This window comes from Acidovorax sp. (assembly GCF_016783915.1).
Taxonomy (GTDB): Bacteria; Pseudomonadota; Gammaproteobacteria; order Burkholderiales; family Burkholderiaceae_C; genus Acidovorax.
This window is the reverse complement of sequence record NZ_JADHVT010000074.1, coordinates 1-21,038: the sequence shown is the minus strand read 5'-3', so window position 1 is coordinate 21,038 and position 21,038 is coordinate 1. Positions and strand designations below refer to the sequence as shown.

Annotated in this window: 23 protein-coding genes and 1 tRNA gene; 11 read left to right on the top strand and 13 right to left on the bottom strand. The window is 61.9% G+C overall.

All coding sequences use genetic code 11. From position 1 onward, the window contains the following. Positions 1 to 161: 161 nt before the first annotated feature. From ISS20_RS14335 to ISS20_RS14280, 12 genes are all read right to left on the bottom strand, one after another. Positions 162 to 473, bottom strand: coding sequence for a single-stranded DNA-binding protein (locus tag ISS20_RS14335; protein WP_291437666.1), 312 nt, complete (start codon positions 471 to 473; stop codon positions 162 to 164). Between the two features lie 219 nt (positions 474 to 692). Then, positions 693 to 769: transfer RNA gene (locus ISS20_RS14330), tRNA-Pro, on the bottom strand. A gap of 30 nt (positions 770 to 799) precedes the next feature. Then, complete coding sequence (locus tag ISS20_RS14325) at positions 800 to 1,231, bottom strand: MerR family transcriptional regulator (RefSeq protein WP_291437662.1); 432 nt, start codon at positions 1,229 to 1,231, stop codon at positions 800 to 802. Positions 1,232 to 1,328: 97 nt separating this feature from the next. Further along, entirely contained in the window at positions 1,329 to 1,655 is a 327-nt protein-coding gene (locus ISS20_RS14320; protein ID WP_056063789.1) for an integration host factor subunit alpha, read from the bottom strand. A gap of 25 nt (positions 1,656 to 1,680) precedes the next feature. After that, positions 1,681 to 4,128, bottom strand: coding sequence for a phenylalanine--tRNA ligase subunit beta (gene pheT, locus ISS20_RS14315; RefSeq protein WP_291437659.1), 2,448 nt, complete (start codon positions 4,126 to 4,128; stop codon positions 1,681 to 1,683). A 72-nt stretch (positions 4,129 to 4,200) separates the two neighbouring features. Further along, a complete protein-coding gene (gene pheS, locus ISS20_RS14310; RefSeq protein WP_291437657.1) occupies positions 4,201 to 5,253 on the bottom strand; it encodes a phenylalanine--tRNA ligase subunit alpha in 1,053 nt (350 codons plus the stop codon). Between the two features lie 101 nt (positions 5,254 to 5,354). After that, positions 5,355 to 5,714, bottom strand: a complete 360-nt coding sequence (gene rplT, locus ISS20_RS14305) for a 50S ribosomal protein L20 (RefSeq protein ID WP_005795139.1) — start codon at positions 5,712 to 5,714, stop codon at positions 5,355 to 5,357. 26 nt (positions 5,715 to 5,740) lie between these two features. Continuing rightward, on the bottom strand, positions 5,741 to 5,944 hold the full coding sequence (gene rpmI, locus ISS20_RS14300; protein ID WP_008904041.1) for a 50S ribosomal protein L35: 204 nt from the start codon (positions 5,942 to 5,944) through the stop codon (positions 5,741 to 5,743). A 183-nt stretch (positions 5,945 to 6,127) separates the two neighbouring features. Next, positions 6,128 to 6,736, bottom strand: coding sequence for a translation initiation factor IF-3 (gene infC / locus ISS20_RS14295; protein WP_082522461.1), 609 nt, complete (start codon positions 6,734 to 6,736; stop codon positions 6,128 to 6,130). Positions 6,737 to 6,817: 81 nt separating this feature from the next. Next, positions 6,818 to 8,737, bottom strand: a complete 1,920-nt coding sequence (gene thrS / locus ISS20_RS14290) for a threonine--tRNA ligase (protein ID WP_291437651.1) — start codon at positions 8,735 to 8,737, stop codon at positions 6,818 to 6,820. A gap of 318 nt (positions 8,738 to 9,055) precedes the next feature. Next, the gene (gene aceA / locus ISS20_RS14285) at positions 9,056 to 10,387 is read right to left on the bottom strand and encodes an isocitrate lyase (RefSeq protein WP_055402695.1); all 1,332 of its coding nucleotides are present in this window, start codon (positions 10,385 to 10,387) and stop codon (positions 9,056 to 9,058) included. A gap of 252 nt (positions 10,388 to 10,639) precedes the next feature. Then, positions 10,640 to 11,062: a gamma-glutamylcyclotransferase family protein gene (locus ISS20_RS14280; protein WP_291437645.1), complete on the bottom strand. Its 423-nt coding sequence runs from the start codon at positions 11,060 to 11,062 to the stop codon at positions 10,640 to 10,642. Between the two features lie 39 nt (positions 11,063 to 11,101). Here ISS20_RS14280 and ISS20_RS14275 point away from each other — a divergent pair, with 39 nt between their 5' ends. Next, complete coding sequence (locus ISS20_RS14275; RefSeq protein ID WP_291437643.1) at positions 11,102 to 12,067, top strand: DMT family transporter; 966 nt, start codon at positions 11,102 to 11,104, stop codon at positions 12,065 to 12,067. A gap of 73 nt (positions 12,068 to 12,140) precedes the next feature. Here ISS20_RS14275 and rraA read toward each other — a convergent pair whose 3' ends face one another. Beyond that, positions 12,141 to 12,662 (bottom strand): ribonuclease E activity regulator RraA, encoded by a 522-nt coding sequence (rraA, locus tag ISS20_RS14270; RefSeq protein ID WP_291437641.1) that lies wholly within the window; start codon positions 12,660 to 12,662, stop codon positions 12,141 to 12,143. 434 nt (positions 12,663 to 13,096) lie between these two features. On the opposite strand from rraA, the gene ISS20_RS14265 reads away from it, so the two are divergent. From ISS20_RS14265 to ISS20_RS14220, 10 genes are all read left to right on the top strand, one after another. Beyond that, positions 13,097 to 13,417, top strand: coding sequence for an SWIB/MDM2 domain-containing protein (locus ISS20_RS14265; RefSeq protein WP_015014555.1), 321 nt, complete (start codon positions 13,097 to 13,099; stop codon positions 13,415 to 13,417). 270 nt (positions 13,418 to 13,687) lie between these two features. After that, positions 13,688 to 15,910 (top strand): TonB-dependent siderophore receptor, encoded by a 2,223-nt coding sequence (locus ISS20_RS14260; protein WP_291437664.1) that lies wholly within the window; start codon positions 13,688 to 13,690, stop codon positions 15,908 to 15,910. A gap of 66 nt (positions 15,911 to 15,976) precedes the next feature. Beyond that, complete coding sequence (locus ISS20_RS14255) at positions 15,977 to 16,669, top strand: Fe2+-dependent dioxygenase (protein WP_291437637.1); 693 nt, start codon at positions 15,977 to 15,979, stop codon at positions 16,667 to 16,669. Positions 16,670 to 16,784: 115 nt separating this feature from the next. Continuing rightward, positions 16,785 to 17,927 carry an alpha-hydroxy acid oxidase gene (locus ISS20_RS14250; protein ID WP_291437636.1) on the top strand — a complete coding sequence of 381 codons (1,143 nt, stop codon included), beginning with the start codon at positions 16,785 to 16,787 and terminating at the stop codon, positions 17,925 to 17,927. 135 nt (positions 17,928 to 18,062) lie between these two features. After that, entirely contained in the window at positions 18,063 to 18,335 is a 273-nt protein-coding gene (locus ISS20_RS14245; protein WP_291437635.1) for a (2Fe-2S)-binding protein, read from the top strand. 98 nt (positions 18,336 to 18,433) lie between these two features. Further along, positions 18,434 to 18,613 (top strand): hypothetical protein, encoded by a 180-nt coding sequence (locus ISS20_RS14240; protein WP_291437633.1) that lies wholly within the window; start codon positions 18,434 to 18,436, stop codon positions 18,611 to 18,613. Next, entirely contained in the window at positions 18,600 to 19,289 is a 690-nt protein-coding gene (locus tag ISS20_RS14235; RefSeq protein ID WP_291437632.1) for an energy transducer TonB, read from the top strand. Before ISS20_RS14240 ends, ISS20_RS14235 begins: the two co-directional genes overlap by 14 nt. Before the next feature lie 25 nt (positions 19,290 to 19,314). After that, on the top strand, positions 19,315 to 20,031 hold the full coding sequence (locus ISS20_RS14230; protein ID WP_291437629.1) for a MotA/TolQ/ExbB proton channel family protein: 717 nt from the start codon (positions 19,315 to 19,317) through the stop codon (positions 20,029 to 20,031). 3 nt (positions 20,032 to 20,034) lie between these two features. Then, on the top strand, positions 20,035 to 20,448 hold the full coding sequence (locus ISS20_RS14225; protein WP_015014562.1) for a biopolymer transporter ExbD: 414 nt from the start codon (positions 20,035 to 20,037) through the stop codon (positions 20,446 to 20,448). A 297-nt stretch (positions 20,449 to 20,745) separates the two neighbouring features. Next, positions 20,746 to 20,970, top strand: coding sequence for a hemin uptake protein HemP (locus ISS20_RS14220; RefSeq protein ID WP_291437627.1), 225 nt, complete (start codon positions 20,746 to 20,748; stop codon positions 20,968 to 20,970). Positions 20,971 to 21,038: the final 68 nt, after the last annotated feature.

Sequence of the window (21,038 nt, the reverse complement as noted above, 5' to 3'; positions counted from 1 at the left end):
CGGAACTGCACATGAGTGAGGATGAGCTCAAGGCGTTGGGTTTTGCCCCCACCCCCACAAGCAACCCCCGCAAGACAGGCTAGGCCTTGCACCTTGCACCCACCACTTGTACGCGTCCTGCTCCGCGTGCAACCGCATGACCCGGATTGCGCAGCGTACGTCTACTGCTCCACGCCAGAGATCGGCAGGCCGATCAATCGGTGTGCCACCATATCCAAGGCGGGCCTTGCATTGCCTTGTTTGTCCGTCCAGACACGGGGATTCAAGCTGCCAGAAAGCGCCACCGAATCACCGTCGCGCAGCTGGTGAAGGGACGCGCAGAGATCCTCGTCAAAGGCGATGACATTGATGAAAAGCACTTCGCCCTCTGCCGTGCTGGCTCGCACCTTCGCCAGTGTGTAGGCCTTGCCCGCTTTGTCCGTGCGGCGCTCCGCCTCACCGTAAAGCCGTCCGGCTACCAAGCCATCAATCATGAAGGTCTCCATGCCCATGGTGGGCGTGTTGTTGCGCCCCCTCCCAGGCCCCGTCATCACTGCATGGGGCGTCTGACGTCGCCGCATGCACGGCACGCAAGCACAGCGTGTGCATTACGCAAGCGCCACCACCGAGCCGCAACGCTGATGCTGTTAAAACCAGCCGAGGAGAAAAGCAAAAAAGCCCAGAACCTTTCGGCTCTGGGCTTTTGCTACCAATGGTCGGCGTGGCGGGATTCGAACTCGCGACCCCTTGCACCCCATGCAAGTGCGCTACCAGGCTGCGCTACACGCCGACAAGACTTAGATTATATGCAGAAAAAAGCTCAGTTCAGAGAAAGTAGCGCACGAATTTCAAATAATTCTTGGCGCACTGCGTTGGAGTCCAGCGAGAAGCCTGTTGCGACGATCGAAAGGTCGCGCGCACTGTCCACCAGCATGCTGGGCAGCTCGGCGTCCTGCGCGAGGGAAGCCTCGTCAGAGGCACCTTCTCGCGAGGGATGTGAAAGCTCTTGCAGGCGATTGCGCGCCCCGCTGATGGTGAAGCCTTGGTCGTACAGCAGATCGCGGATGCGGCGAATCATCAGCACCTCGTGATGCTGGTAGTAACGCCGGTTGCCACGCCGCTTCATGGGACGCAGCTGCGTGAACTCCTGCTCCCAGTAACGCAACACATGCGGCTTGACGCCGCACAGCTCCGCAACCTCACCAATCGTGAAGTATCGCTTGGCGGGAATGGAAGGGAGGGTGGTGCCCATGAGATGCGGATTCAAACGGGAAAGCTTTCAAGCGTACTGCAGACCAGCCTGCACCGCCAGCCACCAAGAACATCTTGGCAACAAAAACAGTACAAATTCACGCAACAGCAGCCGTCTGGATCTGCTCCTTGAGCTTGCTGCTGGCGTGGAAGGTCACCACGCGGCGCGCCTTGATGGGGATGGCCTCCCCCGTGCGTGGATTGCGCCCGGGGCGGGGTGCCTTGGTCCGGATCTGAAAATTGCCAAACCCCGAAAGCTTGACGTCCTTGCCTTCGACAAGGCTTTGGGCAATCAGGTCGAAGAAGGCATCGATCATGTCCTTGGACTCGCGCTTGTTCAAGCCGATCTGATCGAACAACAGATCTGCCAACTGCGCCTTGGTCAGTGCCGGTGTCTCCAGGCTTTCAACTGCGAATTCGATCATGGCTCGTCACTCCCCTTGGACATCATCACACCCGCAGACGGGCGCCAGTGCGCTGCGTCAACTGAGTGATCACGGATTGCATCGCGGCGTCGATTTCAGCCTCGGTGAGCGTGGCTTCATCGCGCCCCAGGGTGAGGCGCACGGCCAGACTCTTCTCGCCGGGGGCCAAGCCACCTGCAGGCGCCTCTTCGCCCGCACGCAGCGCCTTGGGCCGGTACACGTCAAACAGCACAGCAGACCGCAACATGCCACCCGGAACGGCTTGCTCCACCGCACCCATGATGTCCGCGTGCGTCACGCGCTCAGCCACCACCACGGCCAGATCGCGCTCGACAGCCTGGTGTTTGGTCACTGGCTTGAACTGTGGCACCACCCGCTGCAGCACGGCGTCAAGCTCCAGCTCAAACATCACAGGTGCAAGCGGCAGATCCCAAGACTGGCGCCACTGCGGATGCAATTCGCCCACAAAACCAATAGCGCGCCCATCGACCAGCACGCGTGCACAACGGCCAGGGTGCATGGCGGGATGTGTGCCCGGCTCGAACGTCGCGCGCAAAGGCGCCAACAGGGCTTCCACATCGCCCTTCACATCAAAGAAGTCGATGCCTTGTTCCTTGCGCCCCCATTGCAGCATGTCGTTCGGGCCATAGGCCAGACCCGAAACGCGCATGGGCTGATGGAAGCCTTCAACCGTGGTGTCGGTGTTGCGCACGCTGCCGTCGCGCAGGAACACACGGCCCAGTTCAAAGACGCGCACCCGCTCAGCCTTGCGGTCCAGGTTGAACTTCAAAACTTGTAGCAGAGAACCCAATAAAGTCGAGCGCATCACGCTCATCTGACTTGCAATCGGATTGAGCAGCTTGATGGGTTGCGGGTTGGCGGCCAGCTCAAGTTCCCAACGCTCTTCCACAAAGCTGAAATTGATCGTTTCCTGATACCCCAGGGCTGCCAGCGAACGGCGCACCGCAAACGGGCTTCGCGTGGCCTCGAGCGCCAGCTTGGGTGTGATAGGTGCAAGAGGCGGCGTGGTCGGCAGGTTGTTGTAGCCCACCATGCGGGCCACTTCTTCGATCAGATCTTCCTCAATGGTAATGTCGAAACGGAACGACGGCGGCGTGACCGTGAGCACACCATCGCCCTGCACGACCGGCAGGCCCAGGCGGGTCAGCGCGTCGGCGCATTGCACCTGCGTCAGCGGCATGCCGATGACCTTGGCGGCACGCGCCACGAGCAGCGTGACAGGCTGTGGCACAGGCAAGTTCACCACTTGGTCGTCCATAGGGCCGCATGCTGTATCTGCCGTACCGCAGATGTCGATGACGAGTTGGGTAATGCGCTCGATATGCTCCACCGTCAGGCTAGGATCCACGCCGCGCTCAAAACGATGGCCGGCATCCGTCGAGAAGTTGAAGCGGCGCGAACGGCCTGCCACCGCCTTGGGCCACCAGAAAGCCGCCTCGATATAGATGTGCCGGGTGTCATCAGACACCGCCGTGGCGTCTCCGCCCATGATGCCTGCCAGCGATTCGACCTGGCTGTCATCGGCGATCACCCCCACCTTGTCGTCCACCGTGATGGTGTTGCCGTTGAGCAGCTTGAGCTGCTCGCCCGGCTTGCCCCAACGCACGTCAAGGCCACCATGGATCTTGTCCAGATCAAAAATGTGCGAAGGGCGTCCAAACTCAAACATCACATAGTTGGAGATGTCCACCAGAGGCGACACACCGCGCTGGCCGCAACGTGCCAGGCGATCCAGCATCCATTGAGGGGTGGCAGCCCGTGTATTCACGTAGCGCACGATACGGCCAGAGAAGCGACCACACAGGTCAGGCGCGCTCACCTTCACGGGCAGTTTGTCCACCAGCTTTGCAGCCACGGCAGGGAACGACGGACGTTGCAACGGCGTACCCGTCAATGCGGACACTTCCCGCGCGATGCCATAGACACTCAGGCAATGCGCTAGATTGGGCGTGAGCTTGAGCGTGAACAGCGTGTCGTCCAGGTTCAGGTGTTCGCGGATGTCCCGACCCACAGGGGCCGAGGCATCGAGCTCCAGCAGGCCGCCGTGGTCTTCCGACAGCTTGAGCTCACGGGCGGAACACAACATGCCTTGGCTCTCCACGCCGCGCAGTTTGCCCACCTTGATAAGGAAGGGCTTGCCATCATCGCCAGGCGGCAGCTCGGCGCCCACCAGTGCGCATGGCACCTTGATGCCCACGCGGGCATTGGGTGCGCCACAGACGATATTCAGCAGGGCGCCCTGCCCCACATCCACCTGACACACACGCAGGCGGTCGGCGTCGGGGTGCTGTACCGCCTCCTTGATCTCACCCACCACAATCTTGGTGAAAGGCGGGGCGACGGGGCGCAGCTCTTCCACTTCCAGACCGGCCATCGTCAGCGTTTCGGCCAGCTCGGCCGTCGTCAAAGGGGGGTTGCAGAATTCGCGCAACCAGGATTCAGGAAATTGCATAGTCGGACACTCTTGTACGGAAGGTGCGCAGCGCGGCCACCGGGCACACGCGCGGCGCGAAGTCGGCGGGCTTTACTGGAACTGCGACAGGAAGCGGATGTCGCCGTCAAAGAACAGGCGCAGGTCGTTGACGCCGTATCGCAGCATGGTCAAGCGGTCTGGCCCCATGCCGAATGCAAAGCCGATGTACTTCTCGGGGTCAAGGCCCATGTTGCGCACCACGTTGGGGTGCACCTGACCCGAGCCAGCCACTTCGAGCCAACGACCAGCCAACGGGCCTGTCTGGAACTGGATGTCGATCTCGGCGCTGGGCTCCGTGAACGGGAAAAAACTGGGGCGGAAGCGCAACACAAGGTCATCGCTTTCAAAGAACGTGCGGCAGAAATCCGTGAAGATGACCTTCAGGTCCTTGAAGCTCACGTTCTCACCAATCCACAGGCCTTCGCACTGGTGAAACATGGGCGAGTGCGTAGCGTCACTGTCCACGCGGTAAGTACGGCCCGGTGCGATGACGCGGATCTCAGGCATCGCCTGACCGGCATCGAGCGCAGCGCGGTGCTTCTTGACATGCTGCACCGCGTGACGGATCTGCATGGGGCTGGTGTGTGTGCGCAGCAGGTTGGGGGCGGTGGCAGTGCCGCCCTCCACATAGAACGTGTCGTGCATGGAACGCGCGGGGTGGTCTTCCGGCGTATTCAGTGCAGTGAAGTTGAACCAGTCGGACTCGATCTCGGGGCCTTCTGCGACGTCAAAGCCCATGGAACCAAAGATACCCTGGATGCGTTCAAGCGTCAGCGACACCGGGTGCAGGCCACCTTGCCCACGCTGGCGGCCTGGGAGGCTCACGTCCAGTGCTTCGGCCTTGAGCTGCAATTGAAGTTCGGCATCGGCCAGAGCTTGGCGGCGAGCGGTCAGTGCAGCCTCGATGGCCTGTTTGGCGACGTTGATGGCTGCGCCGCGGGATTTTTTTTCCTCGACGGACAGCTGAGCCATGCCCTTCATGAGCTCGGTCACTCGACCCGACTTGCCCAGAAATTGCGCCTTGGCGTTTTCGAGGTCAGCGGGGGTTGCGCTTTGGGCAAACAGTTGCGTCGCGCTCTCGACCAGGGAATCCAACTCGTTCATATCGACTCTTGAAAATGAACAAGGGCTAGTGCCTTTTCAAGCCCTAGCCCTTGCTGTTATTGCGCAAGCAGCTATCAGAACGATAGCCGCTCATCGTGAACTCAAGCAGCCAGCTTGGCCTTGACTTGCTCCACGATGCTGCCAAAGGCAGCCTTGTCGTGCACTGCGAGATCGGCCAGCATCTTGCGGTCGATCTCGATGGAAGCCTTCTTCAGGCCGTTGGCGAACTGGCTGTAGGTCAGACCCAGTTCACGGGCAGCGGCGTTGATACGGGCGATCCACAACTGGCGGAACACGCGCTTCTTGGTGCGGCGGTCACGGTAGGCATATTGCCCAGCCTTCATTACCGCCTGTTTGGCGATACGGAAGACGTTACCGCGGCGACCACGGAAACCCTTGGCAAGGGCGAGAACTTTCTTGTGACGGGCACGGGCCGTTACACCACGTTTGACGCGAGGCATGTATGTACTCCTTGTTCGTCAGTAAATTAAACGCCCATGCCGGGCAGCATCTGTGAAATCGAGCCCATATTGGTCTCGTGCACAGCAACCGCACCACGCAGATGGCGCTTGTTCTTGGTGGTCTTCTTGGTCAAGATGTGACGCTTGAAGGCTTGACCGCGCTTGACGGTACCACCTGGACGAACGCGGAAACGTTTTTTCGCGCTGCTCTTGGTCTTCATTTTGGGCATGTGAATGCTCCTTTTTCATTGTGCTCGCGAGGCGTTTGCAAACCGATCTGCAAACTTGTTGGCCCCGAGCCACTTTTATCGAAAGGCTTTCACCTTCCGGTCGGCAGTGCTCGAAAGCCCTGCCTTTTTAAGCGCCCCGCCCTTTCGGCCGCAGCGCTCAAAATCTGACACTGATTGACAGACCTATGCTGCCGCCCCCGTTGCCGGGGCCGCACCTTCAGCCGCTGGCTTGGCCGCGGGCTTCTTCTTGCCCGGGGCAATCATCATGATCATCTGGCGACCTTCCAGCTTGGGAAACTGCTCGATGATGATGCTGTCAGCCAATTCGTCACGAATCCGGTTCAGCAAAGCCAAGCCTAGTTCCTGGTGCGTGATTTCACGACCGCGAAACCGCAGCGTGATCTTGCACTTGTCACCATCCGCCAAAAAACGGCGGATGTTGCGCATCTTGATGTTGTAGTCGCCATCGTCCGTTCCGGGGCGGAACTTGACTTCCTTGATCTCAATGACCGTCTGCTTGGCTTTGGCTTCTGCCGCACGCTTTTGCTCTTGGTACTTGAACTTGCCGTAGTCCATGAGGCGGCACACCGGTGGATTCGCCGTAGCGGCGATTTCCACCAGATCCACGTCCAGCTCACCGGCCATGCGCAAGGCCTCCATGAGGCTGACAACACCCAAAGGCTCGTTGTCAGGCCCGGACAGGCGGACTTCCGGGGCCATGATTTCACGGTTCAGGCGATGCTTGCGCTCTTCCCGGTGGCGACGATCACGAAATTCAGTAGCGATGGCTATCTTCCTTGAATCAAAATGCTACAAATAAAGTAGCTACTTCCGCACAGTCCGCGAGCGGCAAAGCAGTTTTTGTGTTCAAAATCAGGCTTTGGTGGCGATGTCGTTAGCGATCAATTCAATGAACGCATCCACAGACATCACGCCGAGATCACGATTACCCCGGGCTCGCACTGCGACGGCTCCTGCCGCCTTCTCCTTGTCGCCTGCGACGAGGATGTAGGGCAGCTTTTGCATCGAATGCTCCCGTATTTTATACGTAATCTTCTCGTTGCGGAGATCCAGGGCCACCCTAAGGCCTTGATTGGGCAGCGCTTTTTGCAGTTTTGCTGCGATTTCACGACAGTAATCGGACTGCGCGTCCGTGATGTTGAGCACCGAAACCTGTACGGGAGCGAGCCACGTAGGCAAGGCGCCAGCATGTTGCTCAATCAGAATTCCGATGAAGCGCTCCAGGCTGCCAACGATGGCGCGATGCAGCATGATGGGCCGATGGCGGGCGCCATCTTCGCCCACAAATTCAGCATCCAAGCGCTCCGGCATGTTCGGATCCACCTGGATCGTGCCGCACTGCCAGGGGCGCCCCAGCGCATCCTTGAGCGTGTACTCGATCTTGGGACCGTAAAAAGCGCCTTCTCCCGGCAGGTACTCGAATTCGCAGCCGGACGCTCGCAGTCCCTCGGCCAATGCGTTCTCGGCGCGGTCCCAGCTTTCCTCGCTACCGATTCGTTTCTCAGGCCGTGTGGACAGCTTGTAGATGATGTCTGTGAACCCGAAGTCCTTGTAGACCTTTTGCAGCAACGTGGTGAACGCCACCACCTCCGACTGGATCTGGTCTTCGGTGCAAAAGATATGGCCGTCGTCCTGCGTGAAGGCACGCACACGCATGATGCCGTGCAGGCCACCGGTCGGCTCATTGCGATGGCATTGACCGAACTCGCCAAACCGCAAAGGCAGGTCGCGGTAGCTCTTGATGCCCTGCTTGAAAATGATGATATGCCCGGGGCAGTTCATCGGCTTGAGCGCGTAGTCGCGCTTCTCCGACTCCGTCACAAACATGTTCTCGCGGTATTTGTCCCAGTGGCCGGTTTTCTCCCACAGGCCCTGGTCCAGGATTTGCGGACCCTTGACCTCTTGGTAGCCGTTGTCGCGGTACACGCGGCGCATGTACTGCTCCACCTCCTGCCACACCGTCCAGCCCTTGGGGTGCCAGAACACCGTGCCAGGCGAGTGCTCGTCGATGTGGAACAGATCCAGCTCGCGGCCGAGTTTGCGGTGGTCGCGCTTTTCTGCCTCCTCCAGCATCGTCAAATACTGCTGCAGCTCATCCTTGGTGGCCCAGGCCGTGCCATAGACCCGCTGCAGCATCTCGTTGCGGTGGTCCCCACGCCAGTAGGCGCCCGCCACCTTCATGAGCTTGAAGAACTTGAGCTTGCCGGTGCTGGGCACATGGGGGCCACGACACAGGTCTTCGAAATTGCCTTCGCGATACAGGCTCACATCTTCGTTGCTGGGAATGCTGGCAATGATTTCTGCCTTGTAGTGCTCACCCAGCCCCTTGAAGTAAGCCACCGCCTCATCACGCGGCAACACGCGACGCACCACTGGCTCGTCCTTGGCCGCCAGTTCGGCCATGCGCTTTTCGATGGCAACCAGGTCTTCAGGCGTGAAAGGACGCTTGTAGGCAAAGTCGTAATAGAAACCGTTTTCGATCACCGGGCCAATGGTGACCTGCGCATCAGGAAACAACTCCTTAACGGCATAAGCCAACAAGTGCGCCGTGGAATGGCGGATCACCTCCAGACCGTCGGCATCCTTGGCAGTGATGATGGACAGCGGACTGTCGGCCGTGATCTGGTAGCTGGTATCCACCACGTTGTCGCCGATCTTGCCCGCCAAAGCGGCTTTGGCCAGACCCGAGCCAATGGAGGCCGCCACTTCGGCCACCGTGACGGGGCCTGGAAACTCGCGCTGCGAACCGTCGGGAAGCGTGATGTGAATCATGGGAGTAACTCTTTCTTTTCAATCAGTGCAATGGGTACGGGCACGCGCCAGGCCCAGGAAACAAAAAAGCGCGGAGCAAGTCCGCGCTTTTTGGAGGTGTGTGCAATCTCGTGCAGGCGCGAACAGCCAGCCTTAACGGCCAGTCAACATCTCCGATGTAGTTCGCGGTGTCATAACCAGATTGCCTTTCTCGCTCTTGTGCAGTGAATTTCCATGGATTTTAACCCCAGCACCCAGAAAAAAAAGCCCGAAGCATTTGCTTCGGACTTTTGTCGAGTGCATTTCGCGCCACAACGAAGTGGCGCTAAACACCTTAGATCAATGGAACTGCTCTTCTTCGGTCGAACCCGTCAGGGCCTTCACGCTGGACGAACCGCCCTGGATCACCGTGGTCACGTCGTCGAAGTAGCCTGCGCCCACTTCTTGCTGGTGCGACACGAAGGTGTAGCCCTTTTCGCGTGCTGCGAATTCTGGCTCTTGCACCATCTCGGTGTAGTGCTTCATGCCTTCGCCCTGGGCGTATGCATGGGCGAACTGGAAGGTGTTGAACCAGTTGATGTGGATACCGGCCAGCGTGATGAACTGGTACTTGTAGCCCAGGGCCGACAGGTCTTCCTGGAACGAAGCGATCTGCTTGTCGTTGAGGTTCTTCTTCCAGTTGAACGATGGCGAGCAGTTGTACGACAGCAGCTTGCCGGGGCAGGCAGCGTGCACGGCTTGCGCAAATTCACGGGCGAAGCCGATGTCTGGCACGCCAGTTTCGCACCACACCAGATCGGCGTAGGGAGCGTAGGCGACGCCACGGCTGATGGCTTGTTCCAGGCCGTTCTTCACGCGGTAGAAGCCTTCTTGCGTCCGCTCGCCGGTCAGGAAAGGCTTGTCGTTGGCGTCGTGGTCGGACGTGATCAGGTTAGCGGCTTCTGCATCGGTACGGGCCAGCACGATAGTGGACACGCCCATCACGTCGGCAGCAAAACGGGCAGAGATCAGCTTTTCGCAGGCTTCCTGCGTGGGCACCAGCACCTTGCCACCCATGTGGCCGCACTTCTTAACAGCAGCCAGTTGGTCTTCGAAGTGAACGCCGGCAGCGCCCGACTGGATCATGTTCTTCATCAGTTCGAACGCATTCAGCACGCCGCCAAAACCAGCTTCCGCGTCGGCCACGATGGGCAGGAAGTAGTCGATGAATTCCTTGTCGCCGGGGTTGATGCCACGGCCCCACTGGATTTCGTCGGCGCGCTTGAAGGTATTGTTGATGCGGCGAACCATGGTGGGCACCGAGTCGTAGGCATACAGCGACTGGTCGGGGTACATGGTTTCTGACGTGTTGCCGTCAGCGGCGACTTGCCAGCCCGACAGGTACACGGCTTCGAGGCCTGCCTTGGCTTGCTGCATGGCTTGACCAGCAGAGATGGCGCCAAAGGCGTTGACGTAGCCCTTCTTGGCGCCGCCGTTGATCTTGTCCCACAGCTTTTCCGCGCCGCGCTTGGCCAGCGTGTGCTCGATGGGCAGCGAACCGCGCAGGCGCACCACGTCTGCAGCGGAGTAGCCGCGCTTCACACCCTTCCAGCGGGGATTGGTCGCCCAGTCTTTTTCCAGGGCGGCAATTTGCTGTTCGCGGCTCAGTTGTTCGTTGAGGGATTGGGGCATGAGATCACTCCAGGGGTTGGTTGAAAACGCCGGGCTGCTGTGTGCCGCCCTTGAAGACAACTTTAAGTCTTCTATAAGACTTGCGCAAGCTCTTATGTCTTATAGAAGAGATAAATTTTCTTGTTTCAAAACAACCACTTAACCACGTGATTTCTCAATATAGAAATTGATTTCTCATATCGAGAAAAATTGCGGCAATGCAACATCTATCGTATTCCATATCAAGAAATTATACTTTCGCATGGTGAAAATTTAGGGCGCCGCTGCGCCCACTGCATGGAGCCAGTCACCATGCTCAATTCGGCGTGCGCTCGCCGTGTAGCGGGTATTGATCTCGTACACCAGACAAGGCAACGGCTGCCCTTTCAGCTGCACCATGGTCTCCCGCTTGAGGTACTCGTCCGTCGGGCTGTCTCCGCTCAGTCCTTCAATGGCATCCAAAATCACCTCCAGAGCAGGCTCGATGGCGTACACCTCACCATGTACCGGCTGATCGCCACCCAGCGTCATGCCCGGGTACGCCCCCAAATGAAACAACACACCAGGCACCTGCGCAAACCCCACCCAGCGCGGAGCGGGCTGCAAGCGCGTGATGTCGTTGGTCCCGCCACGGCGCAAAGTGCCGTACACAAACACATGGCGTGGGGTGCCAGCAGGCGAAGAAGGCTCGGGCATGATGCGCAGTCTTTTTTGGTTGAACAGCACCCCAGTCTAGTGAATACGAACCCTCCCAACCGCCCCTTCGCCTATTTGTGCCTGGCCCTCAGCATGGCGCTGGTGGGCAGCTATGTCGCGCTGTCCAAACCGCTGGCGGCGGTGTTGCCGGTGTTGCTATTGGCCTGGATGCGCTTTGGCATCGGGGGCATCGCCATGTTGCACTGGCTCAAAAAACCCGATAACGAGCCGCCGCTCACATCACAGACGAAACGGCTGCTGTTCCTGGAGTCTTTTCTGGGCAACTTTCTGTTCACGATCTGCATGATCTACGGCGTGAGCCTGACCGACGCTGTCTCGGCAGGCGTGACCCTGGCAGCCATTCCAGCAGCCGTGGCATTGATGGGCTGGGCATTTTTGGGTGAACGGGTGACGCCTCGCACTTGGATGGCCATACTCTGCGCGGTGCTGGGCATTGCACTGTTTTCACTATCAAAACCAGAGCACGCGGCGCACATAGAACCAGCACTTGGAGCTAAAAACACTGCAAACCACGCTTGGTGGGGCCAAATGCTGCTGCTGGGTGCGGTGATTTGTGAGGCCGCCTACACCGTGATCGGCAAGAAGCTGACCGGCAGCCTGGGGCCCAAGCGCATCACGTCGCTCATCAACTTGTGGGGCTTTGTGCTGACGACACCATTTGGCCTGTACCTGGCCTTGGACTTTCCGTTTGCCTCTGTGGGCTGGGGCACCTGGGTGTTGCTGCTGTTTTATGCGCTGGCCGCCTGCATGTGGACGGTGTGGCTGTGGATGACCGGACTCAAGGCCGTGCCCGCTGCGCAAGGCGGTGTCTTCTCGGTCATGCTGCCGGTCAGCGCTGCACTGGTGGGTGTGCTGTTTTTGGGCGAGGCGTTGACGGGCATACAACTGGTTGCCTTTGCCATCGCCCTGGCCAGCGTGTTGCTGGCCACCCTGCCCTCGCGCGCGGCGCTGGGCGTGGGGCGGCGGAACAGCCGCACCGATTAATCCACGCGCTCGTGGCCCATCTCCCTACCAACCCCAGCGAGAGGGACTGCTAAAGCCGAGGCCCGGCCCGGCCTCAGCCGTGCAAGGGCTGCGCACTGACCACGATGCCGTCGGCATCGGCATACAGCCAGTCGCCAGGGCGCACAGGCACGCCCTGAATCGACACAACCACATCGCGTTGCCCCTCGCCACGGCGCTCGGTGGGCAGCGGCATCAGCGCCAGCGCGCGGATGCCGACGGCTTCCGCATTCAGCTCTGCCACGTCACGCACACAGCCGTCCACCACGATGCCGGCCCAGCCATTGCGGGCGGCGGCTGCCGCCAGGTTGCCGCCTACCAGGGCCCGGCGCAGCGAACCGCCGCCATCCACCACCAGCACCCGGCCCTCGCCTGCTGACTCGACAGCCGCCTTGACCTGGGTGTTGTCCTCGTGGCACTTGACGGTGGTGACGGGGCCCGCGAACGCGGCAACGCCCCCAAAGCGCTGGAACACCGGGGGCAGCACGCGGAACGCGCCGCTGGTGTCGCCCTTGTGGACGTCACAAAAGTCGCAGGTGGCAAACGGCGTGAGGGGAAGAGGCGAAGCTGCAGCCATTCCAAGATCCTTTCAGTCAAGCAGACGGTTTCAACAATCAAACCCGCCCCAACGGCAGCGGCGAGCACGGACCCCACACCGAACGCCCCCCCGCCGGGGTACACGCCTGCGGGCGAGCCGCGTTCGTTGAGCGGCAAATCTGTTGTGCAGGATTGTGCTGCAGCAGCAGCCACCCCAGACGCGGTGCCCAACGCCGCACCCAGAAGATGCCCCGGGGAACCGCACTTGAAACCCGCCCTCTGCCGCGTCTTTGTCAAGCCTGGCGCGCCTTGGTGGCCTATTGCTGCGGGATGCGCGGCTCCACCGCTACAAATCGAGGCAAAAAAAGCCGTTTCTCCCTTGGAAACGCGATTTTTTCCCATTAGCATCAGCCTGCCAGTGGGAAAGCGTCGTTTTCGCTGGTAAAAATTTATTCCCAACAAGGACAACCCAACATGGCAACTGCAAAAAAAGCTCCGGCAACCACAGCCCCAGCAGCCAAGAAGGCCGCTGCACCCGCCAAGAAGCGGACCCCCAACGCCGCTTTCATGAAGGCGCTCACGCCCAGCCCCGCGCTGGCCGCTGTGGTGGGCTCGGCACCTCTGCCGCGCACGGAGATCATCAGCAAGCTGTGGGTCTACATCAAGGCCAACAACCTGCAGGACGCCACCAACAAGCGCAACATCAACGCCGATGCCAAGCTGAAAGAGCTGTTCGGCAAGCCCCAGGTCTCCATGTTTGAACTGGCTGGCCTGATCGGCAAGCACGTCAAATAAGACCAGACGCTCAGCGACCCGCGTCGCTCTCGCGAAAAGACCGGCACTGCCGGTTTTTTTACGTCCATACGCCACCGAAGTGTGGCGCGCTCGCATCAATGCAAATGAGAATGACCCGCATTTGATGTAACATAAAGCTGCACGACGACGCACAGCCATGTTGATCTAGCCACTGCCTCTCGCCTGCTCTTGGCGCCCCTGCGCGCCACCTGCACACCCCTATTGACGGAGGCCCTCTTGGCTAAATCTCGCGCCCAGCGCCGCAGCGGCATGCTGCGTTCTTCTCCCGCATTCGTTGCTTCTCCCATTGCCCTGGCACCCCAGGCCGCTTCATCCGACAGGGCCCTGCTGCCACTGGGCGCGCTGATGCTGGCCGCCTCGATGGGCGCCATGGCGCAGACCGGCACGTCCGAAACCACCTTGTCTACCGTGACGGTGAAGGAAGCCGCTGAAGTCCAGGGCAAGGACACATTGCTCATCAAGAAGACCACCGTGGGCAAGGGCAAGCAAGACATCAAGGACATCCCCCAGTCCGTGACGGTGTTCACCGAAAAACTGATGAACGACCGCAACCAGGACGACTTCCGCGAAGTGCTGCGCACCACGGCGGGCGTGACCTTCCAGTCCGGCGAAACGGGCGAAGAAGACGTGCGCCTGCGCGGCTTTTCGCTGGGCCTGGCGGGCGATATCTATGTGGACGGCATGAAGGACGCCCCGCTGATCGAACGCGACACTTTCAACAACGACCGCATCGAGGTGCTCAAGGGCTCCGCCTCCATGCTGTTCGGCAAGGGCTCGACCGGCGGCGTGGTCAACCAGGTCAACAAGTACCCGCTGCTGATCGACCAGCACGAAGCTGGCTACACGCTGGGCACCGGCAAGTACCACCGCGCCACCGGCGACTTCAACTGGGTGACGGGCGAGAACTCGGCCTTCCGCCTGAACGCCATGGTGCAGGAGTACGACAACTACGGCGCCAAGCAGGACAAGCGCGGCATTGCGCCCACGTTTGCCTGGGGCATCGGCACGCGCGATGAGTTCTCCATCGGGCTGTACTACCTCGAATCCAAGGGCCGCCCGCTCTACAACCACCCCTGGCGCCTTTCGGCAGACGGCAAGATCAACATGCCGCTGGAAGCAGGCAAGTACTACGGCCTGGCCAGCGACCACAACGACACCACGTCGCAGTACGTCACGCTGGGGCATATCCACCGCTTTGACGACAACGGCGAGCTGACCACGCGCCTGCGCTACGGCAAGTACGAGCGCGACCTGCTGGCCAGCACCATCGGCTTCCAGAACAGCGCCATCACGCTGAACCAGATCAACAGCAGCACCGTGCTGACCCGTGGCTCCAAGGGCCGTGTGGGCGAGAGCAACGTGCTGCAGGTGCAAAGCGACTACAGCAACACCTACAACTGGGGTGGCAAGAAGCACGCGGTGCTGACCGGCGTGGACTACTACGACGACGACGCCAAGCGCAACCAGAACTATGCCAACACCACCACCCGCCCCACCACCACGGTGGGCACGCCCAACGACGGCGCGTGGGTGGCTGACGGCCGTGCGCCGGTGCAGTGGAACACGTTCACATCGCGCAACCTGGGCCTGTACTTCCAGGACACGGTCTCGCTGAGCGACACGCTCAAGCTGGTCGGCGGCCTGCGCTACGACAACTTCCGCGCCGCGTACCACAACGCCGCAGGCAGCCTGAGCAACTCGCGCTCCGACAGCCTGTTCAGCCCCCGCGTGGGCATGATCTTCCAGCCTGACGAACTGACCTCGTACTACGTGTCGTACGGCACTTCGTACAACACCTCGGGCGACACCTACCAGTTTGGCAACCCCGGCACCACCACGGCGCGCACCGCCAACACCGACCCAGAAAAGAGCCGCAACATCGAAGTCGGCGGCAAGTTCGAGCTGTTCGAGCGCCGCGCCCTGCTGGGTGTGGCCGCCTTCTACAGCCAGAAGTACAACGAGCGCAACACCGACCCCGACACCGCTGCCGCGCAAGAACTGCTCTCGGGCAAGCGCCACGCCACCGGCATGGAGTTCAACCTGGCGGGCCGCCTCACTCCCCAATGGGAGCTGTTCTTCAATCACACCTGGATCCCGTCGGCCAAGATCGACAAGAGCAACGTGGTGCTGGCCTCCAACGGCGGCGGCGCGCAGGTGCAGGGTGACCGACCCGGCCTCACGCCCAAGCACAGCGGCAGCGTGTGGAGCACCTATGCCGTCACGTCCAAGCTGCGTGTGGGTGCTGGCCTGACCTACCGTGGCAAGCAGAACCCCGAAGGCTCTCGCGCCGTGTACGCCAGCGGCTTTGCGGTGGTGGACGCCATGGCCGAGTACGCGTTTGACGACAAGACCTCGCTGAAGCTGAACGTGAGCAACCTGTTCGACCGCACGTATGCCGAAGGCCTGTACCGCGGTTTCTACACGCCCGGCGCCCCGCGCGCTGTGCAGCTGACGCTGAAGACACGCTTCTGACGCACCTCTGAAGTCCCCCGAATGAACCGGCCCCGGCACTGCCCGGGGCCGGTTCACAATGGCTCCATGTTCCTGCGCATCCAAGACGTTCTCACCGCCGACGAAGTCGCATTCTTCCGGCAAAAACTCTGGGCAGCCGACGCGCCCTGGGTTGACGGCGCCCGCAGCGCGGGCGGCCAGGCGGTGCACCAGAAGAACAACCTGCAGCTCGCGCAAGCCAGCGAGCTGTCCACCCAGCTCCAGAGCCTGGTCAAGGCTGCGTTGAATCGCAACGCCCTTTTCTTTTCGGCCGCGCTGCCACGCCGCATCTACAACCCGCTGTTCAACAAGTATGGCGATGGCGCCAACTACTATGGCAACCATGTGGACAGCGCCGTCATGCACTCCCGCGCCGACAGCTGCTGGGTGCGCAGCGACCTGTCGTGCACGCTGTTCCTCACGCCGCCCGACGACTACGACGGTGGCGAGCTGGTGATTGCCGAAGCCCTGGGCGAAAAGCGCATCAAGCTGCCTGCGGGCGACATGATCCTGTACCCCAGCAGCACCGTGCACCAGGTCGCGCCGGTCACGCGCGGGCATCGCGTGAGCAGCTTCTTCTGGGTGGAGAGCATGGTGCGCGGGCTGGAGCAGCGCCAGTTGCTGTTCGACATGGACATGGCCCTGCTCAAGCTGCGCCAGACCCATGGCGACACCGACCCGTCTGCCATCGCGCTGTCGGGCACGTACCACAACCTGCTGCGCATGTGGGCCGATGTGTGAACCGCAGGCCCCTACCCAACGGCTGCGACCGGGGGTATGAGACACTCCGCAAGAACTATTATTTTGATAGCACCCAGCGCATGATCCACTAGCGCTTGGTGCTATTTTTGTTTGTATGACCCAACTTCCTGCACGGCACACCATTCCCCCGGGCCTGGTCACCTTGGCCGACCACGAGCAGCACGCGCGCACGCTGCTGGACGACAACGCCTGGGCGTACTTCAGCGGTGGCGCGGCCGACGAGATCAGCCTGCGCGCCAACCGCAGCGCCTGGGACAACCTGCCGCTGTGGCCCCGCGTGCTGCGGCCGCTGGCGGGTGGGCACACCCGCGTGACCCTGCTGGGCCGCACGCTGGCGCACCCCATCCTGCTCGCACCCGTGGCCTTCCAGCGCCTGGCGCACCCCGACGGCGAACTGGCCATGGCCTATGCCGCAGCGGCGCTGGGCGCGGGCGTGCTGCTCAGCACCCAGGCCAGCGTGTCGCTGGAGAGCGTGGCCCAGGCCGTCCTGCCCGACCCGGTGCGCGGCCCGCTGTGGTTTCAGCTCTACCTGCAACCCGACCGTGGCTTCACCCAGGCACTGGTGCAGCGTGCCGAAGCGGCCGGCTACGAGGCCCTGGTGCTCACGGTGGATGCCCCCACCAGCGGCGTACGCGACCGGGAGCGGCACGCGGGCTTTCGGCTGCCGCCCGGCGTGGGCCCGGTCAACCTGGCAGGCCTGCAGACACTCGCCCCTTCCGCATTGAGCCCCGGCCAGAGTGCCTTGTTCGACGGCCTGCTCCACCATGCGCCCACGTGGGACGACATCGCGTGGCTGCAGTCCATCACCCGGCTGCCGGTGCTGCTCAAGGGCGTGCTGCACCCCGCCGACGCGCGCCAGGCCGTGTCGCTGGGCGCTGCGGGCCTCATCGTGTCCAACCACGGCGGGCGCACGCTGGACACGGCCCCCGCCACCGCCACCGCGCTGCCCCGCGTGGTGCAGGCCGTGCAGGGCAAGGTGCCGGTGCTGGTGGATGGAAGCATCCGGCGCGGCACCGATGTGCTCAAGGCCATGGCGCTCGGCGCCTCCGCCGTGCTGGTGGGCCGCCCCGCCGTGTGGGGCCTGGCCAATGGAGGGGCGGCGGGCGTGGCCCATGTGCTGCGCCTGCTACGCGACGAGCTGGAAGTCGCCATGGCGCTGACCGGCTGCGCCACGCTGGCAGAGGCCACGCCTGCGCTACTGGAGGGGCAGGACGGAGCCCCATCGGGCCCAGGCTAAAGCGGGGGTATCGGTAACCGCCAGAGGCAGGCATCACCTTCCCCCTTTCGGCAGGAATGATTTATTGCAAATGCGATAGATTCGTATTTATAATCTCAATCATCCTTTCAACAGCCAGCCACACTGCCTGCCGCCATGATCGTCTGTGTTTGCCGCCGGGTTTCGGACCGTGAGATTGCCCGCCATGCCCGTGCCGGCATGAGCTTCGATGAGATCCAGTTCGAGCTGGGCGTGGCCACCCAATGCGGATGCTGCGAAAGCTGCGCCCGCGACGTGGTGGCGCAGTGCAGTGTTTCGCACCCGGTAGCCGCCTTGCGCAACGACGCGGCGCCGCAGACGATCCAGCTTGCCAGCTCCATCCTGGAAAGCAAGTCATGGAACTCCTATCTACCCTCGCAGGCAGCCTGATCCTGGTCGCAGGTTCAGCCTGGTGGATCTTTCGCAAATAATCCGGGTTTACCCGGCAGCGTCGGCCCTGTACTCCGTTTCATCAAAAGGTTGACGAAATGAAATCGATGCATTTGTTCGCCAAGCGAGGCGCAAACCGCAGTGATAGCTGTAGCTATCGCGAGGATTTGCAACGCAGCATGGCGGACAAAGGCGCGATTTCATGTCAATGTTTTGGTGAAACGGAGTACTCGCCAGGGGCGGCGCTGCCCTTCCTTTCTTTTTATGTCTCACCCTGATCGTTTCGCCCCCCCTGGCGGTGTGAGCCGCAATGCCGTGATCGTCGGCTCCGTGGTGGCGCTGCATGTGGCGGGCATCTGGGCCCTGCAGTCCGGCCTGGTGCGCAAGGCGGCCGAGGTGATCGTGCCGGCCGAACTGCTCAGCGAATTCATCGCGCCGCCCGCCCCGCCCAAGGTCACCCCGCCGCCACCGGCACCACCGCCCCCTCCCAAGCCAGCGCCCAAGGCCGCGCCGCGCCCGGCACCGATGCCCGTCGCCATTGCCGACCCCATGCCGGCGCCCAATGCCCCCACGGGCATCACCACGCCGCAACCGCCCGCGCCGCCCATCGAGGCCCCCGTGGCGCCTCCGGCCCCCGCGCCTGCGCCACCGGCACCGCCTGCACCACCCAAGATCGAGCTGCCGTCCAGCGACGCGGCCTATCTCAACAACCCCAAGCCCAGCTACCCCGCCATCAGCAAACGCATGGGAGAGCAGGGCAAGGTGGTGCTGCGGGTGCTCATCGGCACCGATGGCGTGCCGCAAAAGGTCGAGGTCAACAAGTCCAGCGGCTTTGACCGGCTGGACCGCCAGGCCCAGGACGCCGTGATGCGCTGGCGCTTTGTGCCCGGCAAACGCAACGGCGTGCCCGAGGCCATGTGGAACCTCGTCCCCGTCAACTTTGTTCTCGAATAAACCAATCACCGCTCAGGGAGTTTTCATGGAATCGCAATTCGGCATCGCCAACGTCTGGATCCAGGGTGACTTTGTCACCCGCGCCGTCGCCATCCTGCTGCTGGCCATGTCGCTGGCCTCGTGGATCGTCATCCTCATCAAGGCGCTGGACATCATCAAGTTCAAGAAACACGCCCGCGCCGCCCAGGACTTCTGGCACAGCGAGGACTTTGCCGCGGGCCTGACCAAGCTGGGCGCCGACCCGACCAACCCCTTCCGCCACCTGGCGATGGAAGGCCGCGAAGCCACCGCCCACCACCGCAACACCAAGGCCCACCTGCACGACAGCCTGGATGTGAGCGACTGGGTGACCCGCTGCCTGCGCAACTGCATCGACGAGTTCACCGCCCGCCTGTCTTCGGGACTGGCCATCCTGGCGTCGGTGGGCTCCACCGCCCCGTTCATCGGCCTGTTTGGCACCGTGTGGGGCATCTACCATGCGCTGCTGGCCATCGGCACCTCGGGGCAGTCCACCATCGACAAGGTGGCCGGCCCCATCGGCGAGGCGCTGATCATGACCGCGCTGGGCCTGGCCGTGGCCATCCCGGCGGTGCTGGGCTACAACGCGCTGGTGCGCGGCAACAAGTCCATCCTGAATGGCCTGAACAGCTTTGCGCATGACCTGCACGCCTACTTTGTGACCGGCGCCCGCGTGAACGCTGGCGAGCCCGGCAAGGTGCTGCCCATGAAGAAAGGCGGCTAAGCCATGGCCTTTGGAACCCAAGACGACACCGATGACGTGATGAACGAGATCAACATGACGCCCCTGGTGGACGTCATGCTGGTGCTGCTCATCATCTTCATCATCACTGTGCCGGTGATGAAACACGCGGTGAACGTGGACCTGCCCCGCGCCACCAACCAGCCCGAGAACGTCAAGCCCGAGACCGTGCGCCTGTCGGTGTCGGCCGATGGCAAGTTCTTCTGGAACGAGTCCCAGGTGTCGGAAGAAGAACTCTTCCCCCGCCTGCAGGCCGAGGCCGCCAAGGAGCCCCAGCCGGACCTCCACATCCGTGGCGACAAGAACGTGCGCTACGAATTCGTGGCCCAGGCCATGGCCGCCGCGCAGCGTGCTGGCGTGCGCAAGATCGGGTTTGTGACCGACCCGCAGGGCCAGTAAAGGCACAGCAGAAGGAGCACTTCCAGCCCCCACGCGCCTCCGCCAGAGCGCCCATCATGATGATGGTGTGCAAGGTGTGTTGGGGGACTGCCGGAGATGCCAGGCAACCGGGGGATGCTCGCGCCCCACCCACCGCCGCCCCGGGCCCTGGGCCCACGGCGCATAGTCCGTTGCCCATGTCGCAGCCCTCCGCCATAGGGCTGAACAAAGAACAAAAAGAAACACAACGTTCGCTTGACTTGTAATTGCGAATCGTTATCATTAACAAAACGCACTGCAATGACCCAGGAAACCTCCATGCAAGCCTCCCTGACCTCCGCCACGCTCCGCCGCACTGTGCCAGCTGACTCCGCAGGCGCCCCGGCATCCGGCGAGGCGCCTTCGGCGGGCGCACCTTACGCCACTACCGCACTGGACAGCAGCGTGCTGCTGCAGGGCCACAAGACCGTTGCCATCAGCCACAACGGCTCGGTGTACCGCCTGCAGGCCACCAAGCTGGGCAAGCTCATCCTGACCAAATAGTTTCATCGTGGGGCGACTCCCGGGCTTGCAACAAGCTCGCAAGGGTCGTTTTTGCCAGCCAACGGGTT